Origin of the sequence: Stenotrophomonas sp. LST15-1-1.1, assembly GCF_040815575.1 — a bacterium.
Lineage (GTDB): Bacteria > Pseudomonadota > Gammaproteobacteria > Xanthomonadales > Xanthomonadaceae > Stenotrophomonas > Stenotrophomonas lactitubi_B.
Genome location: NZ_JBFPNJ010000012.1, coordinates 47215 through 65550, shown reverse-complemented (window position 1 = coordinate 65550; position 18336 = coordinate 47215). Strand labels below are relative to the sequence as shown.

The window sequence follows — 18336 nt, the reverse complement described above, 5'->3', positions numbered from 1 at the left end:
CAATGACCGCGGTGTCATCAGCCACGTTTCCGTGGTTTTTTAAGACCGCACTTTGTAAACGATTTCAGGTCATTGGACGTTATGCTCTTTCATCGATCAGCCCACCGGAGGAACCGCGCCATGCAGGCACGCCACCTGATGACCGCCGCTGCGATGACCCTGGCCATCGCCGCCTGCAAACCGGCCCAGCAGGAGCCTGCCAAGCCGCGTCCGCCGGTGATCCTGATCGAGGCGGACGCACCGCCGCGGCCGATGAAGCCGGAACTGCCGCCGCTGTTCGATGACCTCGAGCGCCGCACCTTCCAGTTCTTCTGGGATACCACCAACGAGATCAACGGCCTCACCCCGGACCGCTATCCGTCGCGGCCGTTTGCCAGCATCGCCTCGGTCGGCTTCGCCCTGACTGCCTATCCGATCGGCATCGAGAACGGCTGGGTCAGCCGCAACCAGGCGATCGACCGCACCCTGACCACCCTGAAGTTCTTCCGCGACGTGCCAATGGGCCCGCAGCGCACCGGCAAGGCCGGCTACAAGGGTTTCTACTACCACTTCCTGGACATGCAGGAAGGGCGCCGCTACGACAGCTGGGTGGAACTGTCCTCGGTGGACACCGCGCTGCTGATGATGGGCGTGCTGTTCGCGCAGTCGTACTACGACGGCGACGATCCGCGCGAGAAGGAAATCCGGCAGATCGCCGACACCCTGTACAAGCAGGTCGACTGGCCGTGGCTGCAGCAGCGTGCGCCGCTGATCTCGATGGGCTGGTTCCCCGAGAACGGCTTCATCGACCATGACTGGATGGGCTACAACGAGGCGATGATGGTCTACATCCTCGCCCTGGGTTCGCCCAGCCATCCGGTCAGTCCGGATGCGTGGACGGTATGGACGCGCACCTACGACAACGACTGGGGCGTCTACCAGGGCCAGGAATACCTGTCCTTCGGCCCGCTGTTCGGCCACCAGTACAGCCACGTCTGGATCGATTTCCGCGACATCCAGGATGCCTACATGCGTGAGCGTGGCAGCACCTACTTCCTCAACAGCCGTTCGGCCGCGCTGGCCCAGCGCGAGTACGCCATCGCCAATCCGATGAACTGGAAGGAGTACGGCGAGAACGTCTGGGGCCTGACCGCCAGTGATGGTCCGCAGAACACCACCCAGGAATACCGCGGCGAGCAGCGCCAGTTCCGCCATTACTCTTCGCGCGGCGCAGGCCTGCGCGAGAATTTCGATGACGGCACGATCGCGCCGACTGCGGCGATCTCCTCGGTCGTGTTCGCGCCCGAGGAAGTGATTCCGGCCACGCTGGAGATGCACAAGCGCTACGGCGACTACATCTACTCCAGCTACGGCTTCCTGGATTCGTTCAATCCCAGTTTCAACTACGACATCCCGATCAAGACCGGGCGCGTGGTGCCTGATCGCGGCTGGGTCGCCAGCGACTACATCGCCATCGACCAGGGCCCGATCCTGACCATGATCGCCAACTACCGCAACGACTTCGTCTGGGATGTGATGAAGAAGAACCCGTACATCCGCAAGGGCCTGGAACGGGCGGGCTTCAGTGGTGGCTGGCTGGCGCCGGAAGGCTCCTTCCAGCCGCTGGAGCTGCAGAAGGATGAGAAGGCCGCGGCGGCACGTGCGGTCGGTATCGCTGAATCACGTGCGGCCGCCGCGCAGGAACAGAAAAACAATGCCAACCGCAACACCGGCCAGGGGAAGTAACAAGGTGCACGACTGGAAACACCGCCTGCGACGCTGGGCATTGCCTGCACTGGCCGCGCTGGTCATGGCCGGCTGCGCCCGCCCCGAGCAGGGCACCACCACCGTGCGCTTCTGGGCGATGGGGCGCGAGGCCGAAGTGGTCAGCGAGCTGATCCACGAATTCGAAGCGGAGAACCCCGGCATCAAGGTCGATGTGCAGAACATCCCGTGGACGGCCGCGCACGAGAAGCTGCTGACCGCGTTCGCTGCCGATGGCCTGCCCGATGTGTGCCAGCTCGGCAACACCTGGGTGCCCGAATTCGCCGAACTCAATGCGCTCACGCCGTTGCAGCCGTTCGTGCAGCGCTCGACCGTGGTCGATCCGAAGGACTATTTCCAGGGCATCTGGGATACCAACGTGATCCACGACGAGCTGGTCGGCGTGCCGTGGTACGTCGATACCCGCCTGATCTACTACCGCAAGGACCTGTTGGCCAAGGCCGGCTTCGACCACCCGCCGCGTACCTGGGCGGAATGGAACGAGCAGATGGCCGCGATCAAGCGCATGCAGGGCCCGAACCGCTATGCGGTGCTGATGCCGATCAACGAGTTCGAGCAGCAGCTGTCGCTGGCCCTGCAGCAGCCGGATCCGCTGCTGCGCGACGATGACACCCGTGGCAATTTCTCCAGCCCTGGCTTCCGTCGCACGCTCGGTTTCTACGCCAACATGTTCGAGCAGGGCTGGGCGCCGAAGATGTCCGAGACGCAGATCTCCAACGTATGGGATGAATTCTTCCGCGGCTTCAACGTGTTCTACATCTCCGGCCCCTGGAACATCCGCGAGTTCAAGAAGCTGCAGCCGAAGGAACTGGAAGGAAAGTGGGGCACCGCCGCGCTTCCGGGCCCGGAGGGTCCGGGCGCGGGCATCGCCGGCGGCACCAGCCTGGTGATCTTCCGCAAGTCGCAGCAGAAGGAAGCGTCCTGGAAGCTGATCGAATTCCTGTCGCGGCCGGCAATCCAGGCGCGCTTCCACGCGATCATCGGCGACCTGCCGCCGCGCCGCAGCACCTGGAACGCGCCGTCGCTGGCCAACGATCCGCTTGCCGCCGCGTTCCGCGACCAGCTGGAGCGGGTCAAGCCGACCCCGAAGGTGCTCGAATGGGAGCGTATCGTGCAGGAAATGCGCATCGTCACCGAACAGGTGGTGCGTGGTGGCCTGCCGCAGGACAAAGCCGTTGCCGAACTGGACCAGCGCGTGGACAAGGTGCTGGCCAAACGTCGCTGGATGCATGAACAACAACGCCTGCAGCGCAGCGCACCCCCCTCGGGTTCGACCAGTGCAGTCGCGGCCGGGAGCCCGCAATGAAACGTTCTTCCCTTGCCGGCTGGATCTTCGCCGGCCCCTCGCTGATCGTGCTTGGTGTGTTCTTCGGCCTGCCGGTAGCCTCGGCGCTGGCGCTGAGCGTGACCGACTTCGACCTGTATGCGCTGGCCGACAGCAGCAACCTGCGCTTCGTGGGCCTCGGCAATTACATCGACCTGCTGCAGACGCCGATGTTCTGGAAGTCGCTGTGGAACACCACGTATTTCGTGGTGATCGGCGTGCCGCTGTCGATCGGTGTATCGCTGGGCGCGGCGATGCTGCTCAATGCCCCGGCGGCGCGCTTCAAGGCCCTGTTCCGCACCGCGCTGTTCGCCCCGGTGGTGACCACGCTGGTGGCGGTGGCGGTGATCTGGCGCTATCTGTTCCACACCAGCTACGGTCTGGTGAATTACGGCCTCGGCCACCTGGGCATCAGTCCGATCGACTGGCTGGGTGACCCCAACTGGGCCATGCCGACCATCATGCTGTTCGCGGTGTGGAAGAACTTCGGCTACAACATGGTGATCTTCCTGGCCGGCCTGCAGGCGATCCCGCATGATCTGTACGAGGCCGCGCGCATCGATGGCGCCTCGCGCTGGAAGCAGTTCCTGCACATCACCCTGCCGATGCTCGGCCCGGTGCTGCTGGTGGTCGGGGTGATCACCGTGTCCGGTTACTTCCAGCTGTTCGCAGAACCTTACGTGATGACCCGCGGCGACCCACTGCAGAGCACCGTCAGCGTGCTGTATTTCATGTTCGAGGAAGGCTTCAAGTGGTGGAACCTGGGGCGCGCTTCGGCTGTGGCGTTCCTGCTGTTCCTGATCATCCTGGCGGTGACCACCGTGATGCTGCGCTTTGGCCGCAAGAGGCAGTTGGTATGAGTCGTGAAATCGGCCAGTCACGCTGGCACCCGTGGATGATCAACGGCGCACTGCTGGTGTTGGCCTTGGTCAGCCTGGCACCGTTGCTGTGGATGCTCTCGGTCTCGTTCATGCCGCAGGGTGAGGCGACTCATTTCCCGCCGCCGCTGCTGCCGTCCAGCATCACCACGCACAATTACACGGAGCTGTTCGCGCGCACCGGCATGGGCGGCAACTTCGCCAACAGCCTGCTGGTGTCGTTGGCGATCACCCTCGGTTCGCTGCTGCTCAACACGATGGCCGGCTACGCCTTCGCCAAGCTCAACTTCGTCGGCCGTGAACGCCTGTTCCAGGTACTGATGGCGGCGTTGGTGATCCCGGCCCAGGTGGCGATGCTGCCGCTGTTCCTGTTGATGAAGCAGCTGGGCCTGGTCAACAGTTTCGGCGGCGTGATCGTACCGGCGCTGGCCAGCGTGTTCGGCATCTTCCTGGTGCGCCAGTACGCCCGCTCGATTCCTGATGAGCTGCTGGAAGCCGCACGCATCGACGGGGCAGGGGAGCTGCGGATCTTCTTCCAGATCGTGCTGCCGATGCTGAAGCCGGTGCTGGTGACGCTGGCGATCTTCACCTTCATGGGCGCATGGAACGATTTCATGTGGCCCCTGATCGTGTTGACCGACCAGGAGCACTACACTTTGCCGGTGGCGCTGGCCACCCTCTCGCGCGAACACATCATGGACGTGGAAATGATGATGGCCGGCGCAGTGGTCACCGTGGTTCCGGTTCTGGCGCTGTTCCTGGTGCTGCAGCGGTACTACATCCAAGGATTGTTGCTGGGGAGCGTGAAGGGATGAAGCGTGCGATCGCCGTTGGACTGGGCCTGTTGTGGTCTTCCCTGGCGATCGCCGCACCACCGGCGCTGCCCGCGCCGAAGGTGCTGGATGATTTCGACGACATCAGCGCATGGAAGCTGGTGTTGTCCGACCAGGTCAGCGGCTCGCTGCGGCCGGTCAGTGGCGCCGGCGGCGGCCGCGCGCTGTGCCTGGACTACGACTTCCATGAGGTCTCCGGCTACGTGGGCATCCGCCGCCCGCTGACCATCGAATACCCGGCCAACTACCGTTTCGGTTTCCAGCTGCGCGGTGATTCGCCGGCCAATGACCTGCAGTTCAAGCTGATCGACGCGAGCGGTGACAACGTGTGGTGGGTCAACCGCCCCGGCTACGCTTTCCCCAAGGCGTGGACGCCGGTGGAGTACCGCCGCCGGCAGATCGACAAGGCCTGGGGGCCATCGCCAGAGAAGGACATGGCGCGCAGCGCGTCGATGGAATTCACGATCTACAGCAAGGTCGGCGGCCGCGGCACCGTGTGCTTCGACAAGTTGACCCTGCAGGGCCTGCCCGCGCAGGACGATTCCGCGCTGCGGCCCTCGGTGATCGCCGATACCGCAACCGCGCTGCAGGACCGGATGATCGACGGCAAGTCCGATACCTTCTGGATCAGTGGCGGGGTCAAGCAGCAGACCATCAGCCTGGACCTGCACAAGAGCCGCGAGATCGGCGGTGCGGTGATCGACTGGCTGCCGGACCTGGAAGCGAACCGCTATACCGTGCGTACCTCCGAGGACGGTCGTGACTGGCGTACCGTGCGCGAAGTGACCGCCGGTGCCGGCGGCCGTGACTGGCTGGCACTGCCCGACACCGATGCACGCTACGTCCGTTTCGACCTGCAGGGCGGACCGAACTGGCGCTACGGCATCCGCGACATCACCTTGAAGCCGCTGGCGTTCGCTGCCACTCCCAATGCCTTCCTGTCCTCGGTGGCGGCCGACCTGCCGCGTGGCGCGTTGCCGCGTGCTTATGTCGGCGAGCAGCCGTACTGGACCCTGCTTGGCCTGGACGGTGGCCAGGAACAGGCGCTGATCAGTGAGGACGGCGCACTGGAGCCGGCCAAGGGCAGCTTCAGCATCGAGCCGTTCATCCGCCTTGACGGCAAGCTGCTGGATTGGGCCGACGTTGCCATTACCCAGTCGCTGCAGGATCGCTACCTGCCGATCGCCACGGTCGACTGGGTGCACGAGAAGGCCGGCCTGTCGGTCACCAGCTTCGTGCAGGGCACGCCCGAACGCGCGCAGCTGATCGGGCGCTACCGGTTGAGCAATCCGGACAAGGTCACGCACGAATACACCCTGGCACTGGCAATCCGCCCGTGGCAGGTCAATCCGCCCACCCAGTTCCTCAACACGGTGGGCGGCTTCAGCCGCATCGACAGCCTGGACGTGGGCGAGCAGCTGGTGCGCATCAATGGCGAACCGCGGCTGTATCCCCTGCAGGTGCCGGATGCGCGCTTTGCCAGCAGCTTCGACGGCAAGCTGGATGCCATGCACCTTGCCAGCGGCAAGCTGCCCGCCACCACCGCCGTGAAGGATCCGACCGGCATGGCGTCCGGCGCGCTGCTGTACACGATCAAGCTCGAACCCGGGCAGAGCCGCGAGGTGGCGATCGTGCTGCCGCAGACCGGCAGCTGGGCGCCGCAGGCGCTGGACGTGGGCAAGGCGCAGCAGCAGGTCGCGGCGATGTGGCGCGACAAGCTGGGCGTGGTGACCCTGCAGGTGCCGGCTGCCGGCCAACCGCTGGTGGAAACGCTGCGCACCGCCGTGGCGCATATGCTGATCTCGCGGGTCGGCCCGCGTCTGCAGCCGGGTACGCGCTCGTACGCACGCAGCTGGATCCGCGACGGCGCGATGATCTCCGAAGGCCTGCTGCGGATGGGCCGCAGCGATGCCGTGCGCGACTACGTGACGTGGTATGCGCCTTACCAATTTGAAAACGGCAAGGTGCCGTGCTGCGTCGATGCGCGTGGCAGTGACCCGGTGCCGGAGAACGACAGCCACGGTGAGCTGATCTACAACATCGCCGAATATGGCCGCTACACCGGCGACACCGCCTTCCTCGAACAGATGTGGCCGCACGTGCTGGGTGCCTACAGCTACATGGAACAACTGCGGGGCAGCGAGCGCACCGAGGAGAACCGTGCGCGCAACGCTGCCTTCTACGGGATGATGCCGGCCTCGATCAGCCACGAGGGTTATTCGGCCAAGCCGATGCATTCGTACTGGGACAACTTCTGGGCGCTGCGGGGTTACAAGGACGCCGCGCAGCTGGCGGCGCAGCTGGGCAAGGTCGAGGCGATGCAGATCAGCGAATCGCGCGATCAGTTCCGTGACGACCTGCAGGCCTCGCTGCTGGCGGCCATGCTGCAGCATCGCATCGACTACCTGCCGGGTTCGGCCGAGCTGGGTGACTTCGACGCGACCTCCACCACGATCGCGTTGGCACCCGGCGGCGAGCAGGGGCGGTTGCCGCAGGAGGCGCTGGACGCAACCTTCCAGCGCTACTGGAACGAATTCGTCGCGCGCCGCGATGGCAAGCGCGAATGGAAGGATTACACGCCGTACGAATGGCGTAATGTCGCCGCGTTCGTGCGCCTGGGCTGGCGTGACCGCGCCTGGCAGGCCACCCAGTTCTTCTTCAAGGATCGCGCGCCGCAGGCCTGGAACCAGTGGGCCGAGGTCGTCTCGCGTACGCCGCGCAAGCCGTTCTTCGTGGGTGACCTGCCGCATGCCTGGGTGGCATCGGACTTCGTCCGTTCGGCGCTGGACATGTTCGCCTACAACCGCGATGCGGATGAGGCACTGGTACTCGCCGCCGGTATCCCGGTGGCGTGGCTGCAGGGCGAAGGCATCGCCGTGCAGGGCCTGCGCACGCCGCAGGGGCAGCTCAACTATCGCCTGCAGCGCAGCGACAAGCAGCTGGTGCTGGACGTGCAGCCCGGGCTGGTACCCCCCGCCGGCGGCGTGGTGCTGCCATGGCCGTATGCAGGCGAACCCGGCCAGGCGACGGTCAATGGCGAGACGGTGGAATGGATCAACAACGAGCTGCACGTGCACCAGTTGCCGGCCCGGGTCGAGATCGATGTCCCCAGCGCGGTACGCCGCGCCGAACGCAAGGAAAAGTAAGCATGCGAGGTCCGCTCGGAATCGGCCGCAGTCTCTGCGTGCTGGGGCTGGCGATCGCGCTGGCCCTGCCGGGGTTGGCCGCAGCCGCTGCGCCGGTCGCCGCGGCCAACGCGGCGGCTGTCAGCGAACCCGGCATGAGCATGGTGACGTTCAACCTGCACCATGACCGCGAAGACTGGCCCAGCCGCCGTCGCACGATCGTGGCCGAGCTCAAGCGCCTGCAGCCCGATGCCATCGCGTTGCAGGAAGTGATCCAGAAGCGCAACGTGCGCAACCAGGCGCAGTGGCTGGCCAGCCAGCTCGGTTACCGCTACGTGTTCGTGTCCACCGATCCAGTGGGGGCACCCAAGCGCTACGGCAATGCGCTGCTGACCCGGCGCCCGATCCTGGCCCGTAGCGAGCACCTGCTGCTGCCGCTGGATGATTACCGCACCGTGGCCCATCTGCGCATCGACGTGGACGGCAAGCCGGTCAATGTCTATGCGACCCATCTCAACGAGCGCAGTGACGACGCCGGCCAGCGCATCCGCCGCAGCCAGGTCGAGGATCTGCTGCGTTTCATCGCCGGCAGCGCTTCGGGTGCTCCGGTGGTGATTGCCGGCGACTTCAACGCACTGGTTGATGCCGGCGATCTCAGCGAGCTGCGCAGTCACTACGGCGACAGCTACGGCAGCGTGCACGTCAACACCGACCTGGCCGGTGTCAGCACGCTCAACCGTCACTACTACCAGGCGCCGTCGCGGATCGACCACATCTTCTTCCAGCAGGACCAGATGGTGGCGCGCGAAGCGAAGATCCTGTTCGACCAGCCGGATGACGGCGGCCGTTGGGCCTCTGATCATTACGGGGTGTGGACCCGGCTGCAGTTCGCGCCGAAACCCTGATGTCGGCGTGGCGCGCTGACGCGTCCGGCGTTCGCTACGGCATTTGATGCGTCACAAACGGAAACGGCGGGGATCATCGATCCCCGCCGTTTCGTTTGTTGCCGATCAACGATGGATCAGGCGGCAGGCGGCGTGCGCTTGCCGGCGTCCTCGTCTTCTTCCGAGGCCTGCGCGTCGGCAGCCTGTGCGGCAGCGTCGGCATGGCCATCGGCGATCGGGTCGACTGCCGCCGGCACGATCGGATCGGCGACCGGTGCAGCGGTTTCCACCGGTGCGGCTTCGACGGCCACCGGGGTTGCCGGCTGCTCGACGACCGGGGCGACTTCAACCTCGGCCTTCGGTTCGACTGCCGGAGCAGCTTCAACCACCGGCGCAACATCGGCCACCACCGGCTTCGGCTCGGCTGCCGGTGCAGCTTCAACCACCGCAGCCGGTTCAGCGACCGGAGCTGCTTCGATCACAACAGCGGTCTCGGCAGCCGGCGACTTCGCCTCGACCACCGGGGTCGCTTCAGGTGCGGGCTGCACCGGCGTCGCCGCATCGATCGCATCCAGCATGCTGGTCTGCACCGGCGACGGGGTCGGTTCGACCTTGGCGACGGCTTCCACCGGAGCCGGAGTCTGCACCGTGGCTGCCAGCGGAGCGGCCGTTTCGACCACGGCGCTGCTTACGGCAGCGACCGGGGCAACCGCGGCGGCCACCGCAACCGGTGCACGTGCCGGCTTGCCAGCATCAGTGGCGGCCGGCTCGACTTCGTCATCGAAATCGAATTCCGGCTGCGAACGCGACGGCTGCGCGGCGGCAACCGGGGTGTTCACCGAAGCCTGTGCAGTCTGCTCGGCGGAATCGCCGTCGTTGTCGTCGCCCTCGGCATCATCGCCGTCGTCCAGATCATCACCCAGCGCGTCACCGCCTGCGGCGTTCTCGGCACCACCACGACGACGACGACGACCACCGCGACGGCCGCGACGACGGCGGGTTGCGCCTTCGCCGGTCTGATCGCCTGCTGCATCGGTCGTTGCGTCTTCGACAGCCCCGGTCGCAACCACGACCTCGGCATCGGTCGACGCGACGGCATCTGCGGACGCGACAGCGCCGACCACGTTTTCGGCAACGACAGCCGGTGCCGGTGCCTTCTCTTCCTGCACTGCAACCGTGGCCACAGCCGCGGTCGTGGCAGTCACGGCAGCTGCTGCGGTCACGACGTCGGCCGGGGCCTCGGCAGCGGCGCGCTGCGGCTTCTCGGCCGGCTTGTCACCGTCCTGCTGGCGCGGCTGCTTAGGCTGCTTCAGTTTCGGCTGCTGCTGGCCCTGACCCTGGCCCTGTTCGTTGCGCGGCTTGTTCTGCTGCTGCGGCTGCTGGGCATCCTTCGGCTTGCCCTGCTGCTGCGGCTGCTGCTGGCCATTGCCATTGGACTGGTTGCCGCCGTTGCGGCCATCCTTGCGCTGCTCACCGCGGTCCTTGCGGTTGCCGCCGTCCTTCTGCTGCTGCGCATTGCCATTGCCGCCGTTGCCACGGCTGTCCTCGCGACGGTCCTTGCGGTCCTTGTTGCGATCCTTGTTGCGGTCGCGGCGGCCGCCATCCTGCTGCTGGCGCGCGGCCGGTGCCGGTGCAGGAGCGGGAGCGGGCTCGCCGCCAAAGATGCGCTTCAGCCAACCAACCACGCCACCGCTGGCCGCCGCCGCCGGGGCCGCTGCGGCCACCGGTGCCGGTGCCGGTGCAGCGACCGGCTCCACTTCCTCGCGCACCGGGGCGGGCGAGTTGTGCTTGACCTGGGTCACCATCGGCGGCGGGATGTTCAGCTGGCCCTTGGTCAGTGCGTGCACCGGCAGCTTGCGCGGGGTGCCGCGCTGGTAGCTCGGCTTGCCGCTTTCCTCGCCCAGTTCGTTGTCGCGCAGGCGGGTGACGGTGTAATGCGGGGTGTGCAGCTGCTCGTCGGCGACGATCACGATCGGTGCCTCATGGCGCTTCTCGATTTCGCCCAGCGCGCCGCGCTTTTCGTTCAGCAGGTAATTGGCGATCTCCACCGGGGCCTGTACCAGCACCTGCCCGGTGTTCTCCTTCATCGCATGCTCTTCAGCGACGCGGATGATCGACAGCGACAGCGACTCGACGCTGCGCATGCGGCCATGGCCGTCGCAACGCGGGCAGACGATCTGGCTGGATTCGCCCAGGCTCGGGCGCAGGCGCTGGCGGCTCATTTCCAGCAGGCCGAAGCGCGAGATGCGGCCAACCTGCACGCGTGCACGGTCGTACTTCAGCGCGTTGGCCAGGCGGTTTTCGACCTCGCGCTGGTGCTTGTTGGAGGCCATGTCGATGAAGTCGATCACCACCAGGCCACCCAGGTCACGCAGGCGCAGCTGGCGGGCCACTTCTTCGGCCGCTTCCAGGTTGGTCTGGAACGCGGTGTCCTCGATGTCGCTGCCCTTGGTGGCGCGCGAGGAGTTGACGTCGACGGCCGTCAGCGCTTCGGTCTGGTCGACCACGATCGAGCCACCCGACGGCAGGCGCACGTTGCGCTCGTAGGCGCCTTCGATCTGCGATTCGATCTGGAAGCGGTTGAACAGCGGGATGTCGTCCTTGTAATGCTTGAGCTTGCGCAGGGTCTGCGGCATCACCTGCTGCATGAACTCCCTGGCGTGCTCGTACATCTCCTCGGTGTCCACCAGGATCTCGCCGATGTCGGCGCGCAGGTAGTCACGCAGGGCGCGCACGATCAGGCGCGATTCCTGGTAGATCAGGAACGGGGCCGGCTTGCTCAGGGCGGCTTCGGCGATGGCGCGCCATACGTTCAGCAGGTAGTCCAGATCCCACTGCAGCTCTTCCGCATCGCGGCCGACGCCGGCGGTACGGATGATGACGCCCATTTCGTCGGGGATGTTCAGCTTGTCCAGAGCGTCCTTCAGGGCGGCCCGGTCTTCACCCTCGATGCGACGGGAGACACCGCCGGCGCTGGGCGAATTCGGCATCAGCACCATGTAGCGGCCGGCCAGGGAGATGAACGTGGTCAGGGCAGCGCCCTTGTTGCCACGTTCTTCCTTGTCGACCTGGACGACGATTTCCTGGCCTTCCCTCAGCAGCTCGCGGATGCCGGCCTTGTTGTGGTCGACACCGGCCTGGAAGTAATCGCGGGAGATTTCCTTCAGCGGCAGGAAGCCGTGGCGGCCGCCACCGTATTCAACGAAGGCCGCTTCCAGCGAGGGCTCGATGCGGAAGATCCGGCCCTTGTAGATGTTGGACTTCTTCTGTTCCTTGGACGGCTGCTCGATGTCGATGTCATACAACGACTGGCCATCCACGATGGCAACACGCAGCTCTTCAGCCTGCGTGGCGTTGATCAGCATTCGCTTCATTGTTGCGTTCCTCGCAAGCGGCTACCGCGCGGAACGCCATGGAGTTTCGCCTCTGGACACGGCTCGCCGCCCATTCGCGCAAGCGCGGGGAGGGCGGCTTGGGTTTCCAGCGCTACGACACCACGGCAGGCCGCGGGAGCGCTTCAATTTTCTGGTTTTGGGTGTTGCAGGGCCGGAGGCAGCTGTCAGCCAGGCTGGAGCGCCGCACGGGACATGTTCAGCGCGACTGCGTGTCAGGCAATCGGCGATGGCCGGGAACGCCGGTGAGCCGCTAACATGGCCGCCCCGCGGGCGGTGGTCGCGCACTGTGCCGGATTCGTCGGAAGCTGGGCTTCTGGCCCTGAGTAACTTCCAACGAAATCAATCCCTTATCTCGCCCCCCGAGTGTAACAGAATAAACAGGCTGATGACTGCACAAGACCCCACCAAGCCGGCCGGCGACAAGCCTTCCGTGCGCATGATCACCGTTCCGGCCGACCGCGCCGGCCAGCGCCTGGACAATTTCCTGCTCGGCCAGCTCAAGGGTGCCCCGCGCAGCCTGGTCTACAAGCTGGTCCGCAGCGGTCAGGTGCGCGTCAATGGCGGCCGCGCCAAGGCCGAGCGCAAGTTGGAGGCCGGCGACGAAGTGCGGATTCCGCCGGTTCGTCTCACTGAAGAAGGAGACAAGGCGGGTCCGCCCGAGGCGTTCATGCGTCGGCTGGAGCAGGCCATCGTCTTCGAAGACGCCCGCCTGCTGGCGCTGAACAAGCCGACCGGCGTCGCCAGCCACGGCGGCAGCGGTATCAGCTTCGGCGCCATCGAGACCCTGCGTGCCCTGCGCCCCGGGCAGACCCTGGAGCTGGTCCACCGGCTGGACCGTGATACCTCGGGCCTGTTGATCGTGGCCAAGAAGCGTTCGGCGCTGAGCGAGCTGCAGGCGCTGCTGCGTGAAGACCACGGCGCCGGCATCCGCAAGCGCTACCTGACCCTGCTGGCCGGGCGCATGCCGGACGGTGTGATGACGGTCGATGCGCCGTTGCACGTGGGCCTGCGCCAAGGTGGCGAGCGTCATGTGCAGGTCAATGCGATCGGCAAGGAATCCATCAGCCACTTCCGGGTGCTGGAGCGCAAGGGCGGCCATTCCTACTGCGAAGTGCGGATCGAAACCGGCCGCACCCACCAGATCCGCGTGCATGCCCAGCACTTGGGTCATCCGGTGGCCGGAGACGACAAATACGGCGATCCTGCGGTCAACAAGCGGCTTCGTGAGCAGATCGGGCTGAAGCGCCTGTTCCTGCATGCCGCGTCGCTGGAGTTCGCGCTGGACGACGGCAAGAGCCCGTATGTGCTGAGTGCGCCGCTGGCGGATGAGCTGGTCGAGGCGCTGGACAGACTCCGCTGACGGCAGTTCGGCGGCGCCGGGGGCCTGGTCGGTGCCGTGGTTCCCCCGCGATGAGTGGGCTTGTCACTTTCTTTGCTCGTGCAAAGAAAGTAACCAAAGTAACCAAAGAAACACGCCGCCATCCGCGAGCCGGCGCTGCGCGCCGGTACCCTGTGCTCCTCGCTCCGCCGAGGGGCGGCGCGGAACTCGCTGCGCTCAGACATCCGAGCCTCTTCGCCCTCGCCGGACCTGCGGTGCTCGGCTCGCTGCAAGGCGGACCCGACAGCCGCAGCGTAGACCCATGGCCGCACGCAGCCTTTGTAGAGTCGAGCCACGCTCGACTCACGCGCGCAGCGCTGGCTTCGCTTTTCATTCTTTCATTGCGCGGCTGGCACGCACGTAGCCTGTCCGAGGCCGGGCGAGGTGGGTTTGCGGGGGTGTAAGCGCCATGGATGGCGCGCCCAAGCCCCCATGGATGGGTTTACGGCGTCCCCCGCAAACCCACCTCGCCCGGCCCAGCCGCAGAATCCCGCTCCGTCAGCCGCGAGGGGGCTCAGCCCGTTGGCCGGAAACCCTTCACCACTTGAACAGCACCAGGCTGATCGCCAGCGTGCCCATGCCCGCCACCAGACCGTAGACGGTTTCGTGGCCCTTGGCGTAGCGCTTGGCCGCCGGCAGCAGCTCGTCCAGCGCCAGGAACACCATCACCCCGGCAATCAGGCCGAACACCCAGCCGAACGTGGCATGGGACAGCGAGCCGGACAGCAGCACATAGCCGATCGCGGCGCCGACCGGCTCGGCCAGGCCTGACAGCAGGCTGGCGGCGAACGCGTAGAACTTGTTCTGCGTGGCGAAGTACACCGGCACCGCAATCGCGATGCCCTCGGGAATGTTGTGGATGGCAATGGCGAAGGCCAGCGGCATGCCCACCGACGGGCTCTCCAGCGTCGCGAAGAACGTCGCCAGCCCCTCCGGAAAGTTGTGCGCGGTGATCGCCACCGAAGTCAGCAGGGCCACCCGCTTCAGGTATTCGCGGCTGTTCTCGCGGAAGGCCGGGTCCTGTTTGTCCAGGCTGTCATGCGGGTTGGGGATGAAGTGATCGATCAACACGATCACCACTACACCCAGCAGGAAGGCGAGGGTGCCGTAGGTGAAGCCGGTGCGCTCACCATAGGCCAGCGCGAACGAGGCGATGGATTTGTTGAGGATCTCCGACAGCGAGACATACACCATCGCACCGCCGGCAAAGGCCAGGCCGAAGGCCAGCAGGCGCGGGTTGGGCCGACGCGAGAACAGCACCAGCAGGCTGCCGATGGCGGTGGCAAGGCCCGCAGCGAGGGTGACCGCCAGCGCGATCCAGATGTTTTCGGGGGGAATCTGCAGCATGTACCGACGCGTTCCTTGTCATCAAGCAATCGCCCCGGCACGGGCCGGGGCGGCAAAGGCGAGGCGGGCGTCGGCTGGCCTCGTCGGCGACAGGCGGTCAGCCGCCGCGGCGCAGGCTTTCTTCGATGGCGAAGCACTGGTCCGGCTTCGGCTGCGGCGGGTTGAAGCTGACCGGCACCTGGATCGTGGCCGGCACGGCCTCGCCATTGCGGGTAGCGGCCTTGAACTGCCAGCCCTGCACGGCGGTCTTGGCCAGATCGTCCAGCTGCGGGTTGCCCGCGCCGGTCAGCAGGGTGACCTCGCTGGGTTTGCCGTCGGTGCCGATCACCACCTTGAAGGTGCTGGTGCCGCCCACGCCGGTGCAGGCCAGTTCCAGCGGGTACTGCGGCGGCGGGGTCTTCACCGCCGCCACTTCGGTGGGGGCCGCAGCCGGCGCTGCCGGCGGCTCGGAGGTGCCGCAGCCGGCCAGGCTGGTCACGGCAAGCAGGGACAGGCTCAGCAATCGCACGTTCATTTCAGTTGCTCCGTCAGGGCCGAAGTCTTCGCTGCGCAGATGAAGTCGTTCTCGCTCAGGCCGCCCACGTCGTGGGTGGAGTAGCGGACGACGGCACGATCGTAGTGAACGCCGAGGTCCGGGTGATGGTCCTCGCCGTGGGCGATCCAGGCCAACGCGTTCACGAAGGCCATGGTGGCGTAGTAATCCTTGAAGCGGAACGTGCGCACCAGCGCCTGGCCGGCCTCGGCCAGCTCCCAGCCGGGAACCTGCGGCAGCAGTTCGGCCAGACGGGCCTCGCCCAGCTTGTGGTCGCTGCCTTTGCGCGGCACGCAATGGGCCTGCGCCAGCGGAATCAGGTCGGCCATGGGTTCCTCCACCTCGTGTTGACTGAACAATGCGCCGGCCGGTGTATAAAACGAATGAGCGGCTGACGCTTACTTGGCTAGAATAGCCTGATGATCCAGATCTCCGACACTGCCCAGACCCATTTCCGCAAGCTGATCGAACGCGAGGGCGTGCCCGGCATGGGCGTGCGCTTGAGTGCGGTCGAACCCGGAACCCCGCGTGCCGACGCCCGGCTGGAGTTCGCCGAGCCGACTGACCTGCTCGGCGACGAGTGGGCGGTGGACTGTGATGGCTTCACTCTCTATGTCGACGCCACCAGCGTCGGCTGGCTCGACGGCGCTGAGATCGACATCGTGCCCGGCACGGCCGGCACCCAGCAGTTGACCATCAAGGCGCCGCGGATCAAGGGCGAAGCGCCCGGCGATGCGGCCTCGCTGGTGGAGCGCGTGCATTGGGTGGTGGAGAACGAAGTCAATCCACAACTTGCCTCGCATGGCGGCAAGGTGGCCGTGCAGGAAGTCTCGGCTGACGGCGTGGTGCTGCTGCGCTTCGGCGGTGGCTGCCAGGGCTGCGGCATGGCCGACGTCACCCTCAAGCAGGGCATCGAGAAGACCCTGATGGGCCGTGTGCCCGGCGTGACCGCGGTGCGTGACGCTACCGATCACGACAGCGGCCACGCCCCGTATATTCCGCGCGGCAACGCCGCCTGATCGCCACCGCGTGCCTCTGCCCAGAGCCGAGCAACTCATCGACCTGCTGCTGGCGCGCCAGCAGCGACCACCCATCCTCGAGAAGAACACCGGCCTGCCGTACGGCTGGGCGATCTGGCTGCGGACGCTGACGCCGCTGCCACGTCCGTTGCACGCGCGCGAAGTGATCGCGGTGCTGCTGCCGCGACCGCTGCCCGGGTCTCCGGGACGATTGCCCGCATTGGGACCATGGGCGTCCCTGCGCCGCCTGTTCTGGCAGGACTGGGATCCGGCGCCTCGCGACCAGCGCTGGATGCGCTGGACCTCGGCGCTGCTCAGCGCGCTGCTGCATCTGTTGTTCTTCCTGTTGCTGCTGTGGGTAGCGGTGATCCGCACGTCTTCGCCGGACGAGCAGGGCAGCGAGGGCGAGCGCGTACAGATTGAATTCGTCGGCCGTGCTGCGCAGGAAGGCGGCGGCGACCAGGCCGGAGCCGAGGCGGCTGCTGCTGCAGCCGCCGGTGCCATAGCCGCAGGCCAGGACGCGGGGGGCGCAACTGCACCACGCCCGCAACCGGCGTCGCCACCTGCGCCGTCTTCCGCCGCCGCTGCCACCGCACCGACGGCCAGCGTGCCTCCGCCGGCCGAGGTCGAGCCGGCGCCGGCGGCCGCACCACCGCCCTCACCGGTGCAGGCCACCGAAGTGGCGCAGGCGACCACCGATTTCGTGGTGCCGCCGATGGCGCCGCCGCGGACCGAGGTCAATATCGTTCCGCGAGACACCGTCCCGACCGTACGCGAGCGCAGCGTGCAGCCGGTACAGGCTGCGCCGACACCAATGCCGGTGCGCTCGCCCGACGTAGCGGTGCAGGCGCCGCGCGTGCGCGACGTGCAGGTGCAGGAACGCGAAATCGCCACGGTCGAAGCGCCGGTGGCCTCGCAGCCGATGCGTACCGCCGACATCCAGGTGCGCGTGCCGCAGCGTGAGGTGCAGGTGCGCGAACGCGAAGTGCAGGCCATCGCCGATCCGCAGGTGCGCATGGCCGCCGTCGCAGGGCGCGAACCCACCGTGCGTGCGCCTGCCGGGCGCGAGGTGCAGGTGCGCGAACGGGAGGTTGCAGCCGCGCCGCTACCGGCAGCCTCGACCTCGGCCGGCAGTGCGACCACGCCTACGCCGGCACCCGCAGGCAGCGCAGCCCAGAACAGCGCCAGCGCGGCGCGTCCTGCGGCGATCAGTACTGCCCCCGCGCAGGCGGGCGCACGCCCGGCGCCGACCCCGGGCAACTGGGCGACACCTGCGCGCGGTGACGACTGGGGTGCCTCCAGCCGCAATCGCGAAGGCGCCAATCAGGGCGCCTCGCAGGCCAGCGCCGGCAAGGGGGATGGTCTGTTCAATGCTGACGGCAGCGTGCGCGTGACCGGCCAGGATGGGGCCGGCAAGGCCGAGCGTGGCGCACCTGGTGGAGCCAACGACGGCTGGAGCAAGGAACGCATCGCCGAGTCCGGCAAATGGCTGAAGCGGCCGCCGTACGACTACACGCCCACCTCGTTCGACAAATACTGGGTGCCGCAGGAATCGCTGCTGGCCGAATGGGTGCGCAAGGGCGTCAAGGCGATGGAGATTCCGTTGCCGGGCACCAGCACGAAGATTTCCTGCGTGATCTCGATCCTGCAGGCCGGTGGCGGCTGCGGCCTCACCGATCCGAACATGCAGGACCAGCCCGCCGTGGCGCGTCCGCCGCCGGATATCCCGTTCAAGAAAGAGCTGCAGGAAGATAACGGCAGCCGGTAGGGCGTCGCATCCACGCATGGCGTGGATCTACGGTGCATCCAGCTGCGCCGGGTAGGTCCACGCCATGCGTGGATGATCCATGCGCTTCA

Annotated in this window: 13 protein-coding genes; 9 read left to right on the top strand and 4 right to left on the bottom strand. The window is 66.6% G+C overall.

All coding sequences use genetic code 11. The annotated features are described in order from the left end of the window. The first annotated feature begins 120 nt into the window (after positions 1-120). From MRBLST15_RS07880 to MRBLST15_RS07855, 6 genes are all read left to right on the top strand, one after another. Complete coding sequence (locus MRBLST15_RS07880; protein ID WP_089236188.1) at positions 121-1725, top strand: glucoamylase family protein; 1605 nt, start codon at positions 121-123, stop codon at positions 1723-1725. Between the two features lie 64 nt (positions 1726-1789). Continuing rightward, a complete protein-coding gene (locus tag MRBLST15_RS07875) occupies positions 1790-3070 on the top strand; it encodes a sugar ABC transporter substrate-binding protein (protein ID WP_414716134.1) in 1281 nt (426 codons plus the stop codon). Then, positions 3067-3948 carry a carbohydrate ABC transporter permease gene (locus MRBLST15_RS07870; protein ID WP_089236186.1) on the top strand — a complete coding sequence of 294 codons (882 nt, stop codon included), beginning with the start codon at positions 3067-3069 and terminating at the stop codon, positions 3946-3948. Before MRBLST15_RS07875 ends, MRBLST15_RS07870 begins: the two co-directional genes overlap by 4 nt. Continuing rightward, entirely contained in the window at positions 3945-4781 is an 837-nt protein-coding gene (locus tag MRBLST15_RS07865; RefSeq protein WP_089236185.1) for a carbohydrate ABC transporter permease, read from the top strand. Before MRBLST15_RS07870 ends, MRBLST15_RS07865 begins: the two co-directional genes overlap by 4 nt. Continuing rightward, positions 4778-7945 carry a discoidin domain-containing protein gene (locus MRBLST15_RS07860; RefSeq protein ID WP_367785633.1) on the top strand — a complete coding sequence of 1056 codons (3168 nt, stop codon included), beginning with the start codon at positions 4778-4780 and terminating at the stop codon, positions 7943-7945. The genes MRBLST15_RS07865 and MRBLST15_RS07860 overlap by 4 nt, the downstream gene beginning before the upstream one ends. 2 nt (positions 7946-7947) lie before the next feature. Next, complete coding sequence (locus MRBLST15_RS07855; protein WP_367785632.1) at positions 7948-8829, top strand: endonuclease/exonuclease/phosphatase family protein; 882 nt, start codon at positions 7948-7950, stop codon at positions 8827-8829. A 116-nt stretch (positions 8830-8945) separates the two neighbouring features. Here the strand turns inward: MRBLST15_RS07855 and MRBLST15_RS07850 are convergent, their stop codons facing one another. Then, a complete protein-coding gene (locus MRBLST15_RS07850; RefSeq protein ID WP_312705985.1) occupies positions 8946-12182 on the bottom strand; it encodes an Rne/Rng family ribonuclease in 3237 nt (1078 codons plus the stop codon). A 406-nt stretch (positions 12183-12588) separates the two neighbouring features. On the opposite strand from MRBLST15_RS07850, the gene MRBLST15_RS07845 reads away from it, so the two are divergent. Continuing rightward, positions 12589-13563 carry an RluA family pseudouridine synthase gene (locus MRBLST15_RS07845; protein WP_180166414.1) on the top strand — a complete coding sequence of 325 codons (975 nt, stop codon included), beginning with the start codon at positions 12589-12591 and terminating at the stop codon, positions 13561-13563. Positions 13564-14118: 555 nt separating this feature from the next. On the opposite strand, the gene zupT is transcribed toward MRBLST15_RS07845, so the two are convergent. The 3 genes from zupT to MRBLST15_RS07830 form a co-directional block, all read right to left on the bottom strand. Continuing rightward, the gene (gene zupT, locus MRBLST15_RS07840) at positions 14119-14928 is read right to left on the bottom strand and encodes a zinc transporter ZupT (protein WP_025876721.1); all 810 of its coding nucleotides are present in this window, start codon (positions 14926-14928) and stop codon (positions 14119-14121) included. Positions 14929-15025: 97 nt separating this feature from the next. After that, positions 15026-15442 (bottom strand): energy transducer TonB, encoded by a 417-nt coding sequence (locus MRBLST15_RS07835; RefSeq protein WP_312705987.1) that lies wholly within the window; start codon positions 15440-15442, stop codon positions 15026-15028. Beyond that, entirely contained in the window at positions 15439-15789 is a 351-nt protein-coding gene (locus tag MRBLST15_RS07830) for a 4a-hydroxytetrahydrobiopterin dehydratase (protein WP_089236179.1), read from the bottom strand. The genes MRBLST15_RS07835 and MRBLST15_RS07830 overlap by 4 nt, the downstream gene beginning before the upstream one ends. A 90-nt stretch (positions 15790-15879) precedes the next feature. Between MRBLST15_RS07830 and MRBLST15_RS07825 the strand changes: the two genes are divergently transcribed. Further along, a complete protein-coding gene (locus tag MRBLST15_RS07825; protein ID WP_165377620.1) occupies positions 15880-16479 on the top strand; it encodes an NfuA family Fe-S biogenesis protein in 600 nt (199 codons plus the stop codon). A gap of 10 nt (positions 16480-16489) precedes the next feature. Then, a complete protein-coding gene (locus MRBLST15_RS07820; protein ID WP_367785631.1) occupies positions 16490-18247 on the top strand; it encodes a hypothetical protein in 1758 nt (585 codons plus the stop codon). Positions 18248-18336: the final 89 nt, after the last annotated feature.

Excerpts from the sequence above, each read along its gene's own strand:
- MRBLST15_RS07880 (WP_089236188.1), top strand. The coding sequence starts at position 121 with ATGCAGGCACGCCACCTGATGACCGCCGCTGCGATGACCCTGGCCATC.
- MRBLST15_RS07875 (WP_414716134.1), top strand. The coding sequence starts at position 1,790 with ATGGCCGGCTGCGCCCGCCCCGAGCAGGGCACCACCACCGTGCGCTTC.
- MRBLST15_RS07870 (WP_089236186.1), top strand. The coding sequence starts at position 3,067 with ATGAAACGTTCTTCCCTTGCCGGCTGGATCTTCGCCGGCCCCTCGCTG.
- MRBLST15_RS07865 (WP_089236185.1), top strand. The coding sequence starts at position 3,945 with ATGAGTCGTGAAATCGGCCAGTCACGCTGGCACCCGTGGATGATCAAC.
- MRBLST15_RS07860 (WP_367785633.1), top strand. The coding sequence starts at position 4,778 with ATGAAGCGTGCGATCGCCGTTGGACTGGGCCTGTTGTGGTCTTCCCTG.
- MRBLST15_RS07855 (WP_367785632.1), top strand. The coding sequence starts at position 7,948 with ATGCGAGGTCCGCTCGGAATCGGCCGCAGTCTCTGCGTGCTGGGGCTG.
- MRBLST15_RS07850 (WP_312705985.1), bottom strand. The coding sequence starts at position 12,182 with ATGAAGCGAATGCTGATCAACGCCACGCAGGCTGAAGAGCTGCGTGTT.
- MRBLST15_RS07845 (WP_180166414.1), top strand. The coding sequence starts at position 12,589 with ATGACTGCACAAGACCCCACCAAGCCGGCCGGCGACAAGCCTTCCGTG.
- zupT (WP_025876721.1), bottom strand. The coding sequence starts at position 14,928 with ATGCTGCAGATTCCCCCCGAAAACATCTGGATCGCGCTGGCGGTCACC.
- MRBLST15_RS07835 (WP_312705987.1), bottom strand. The coding sequence starts at position 15,442 with ATGAACGTGCGATTGCTGAGCCTGTCCCTGCTTGCCGTGACCAGCCTG.
- MRBLST15_RS07830 (WP_089236179.1), bottom strand. The coding sequence starts at position 15,789 with ATGGCCGACCTGATTCCGCTGGCGCAGGCCCATTGCGTGCCGCGCAAA.
- MRBLST15_RS07825 (WP_165377620.1), top strand. The coding sequence starts at position 15,880 with ATGATCCAGATCTCCGACACTGCCCAGACCCATTTCCGCAAGCTGATC.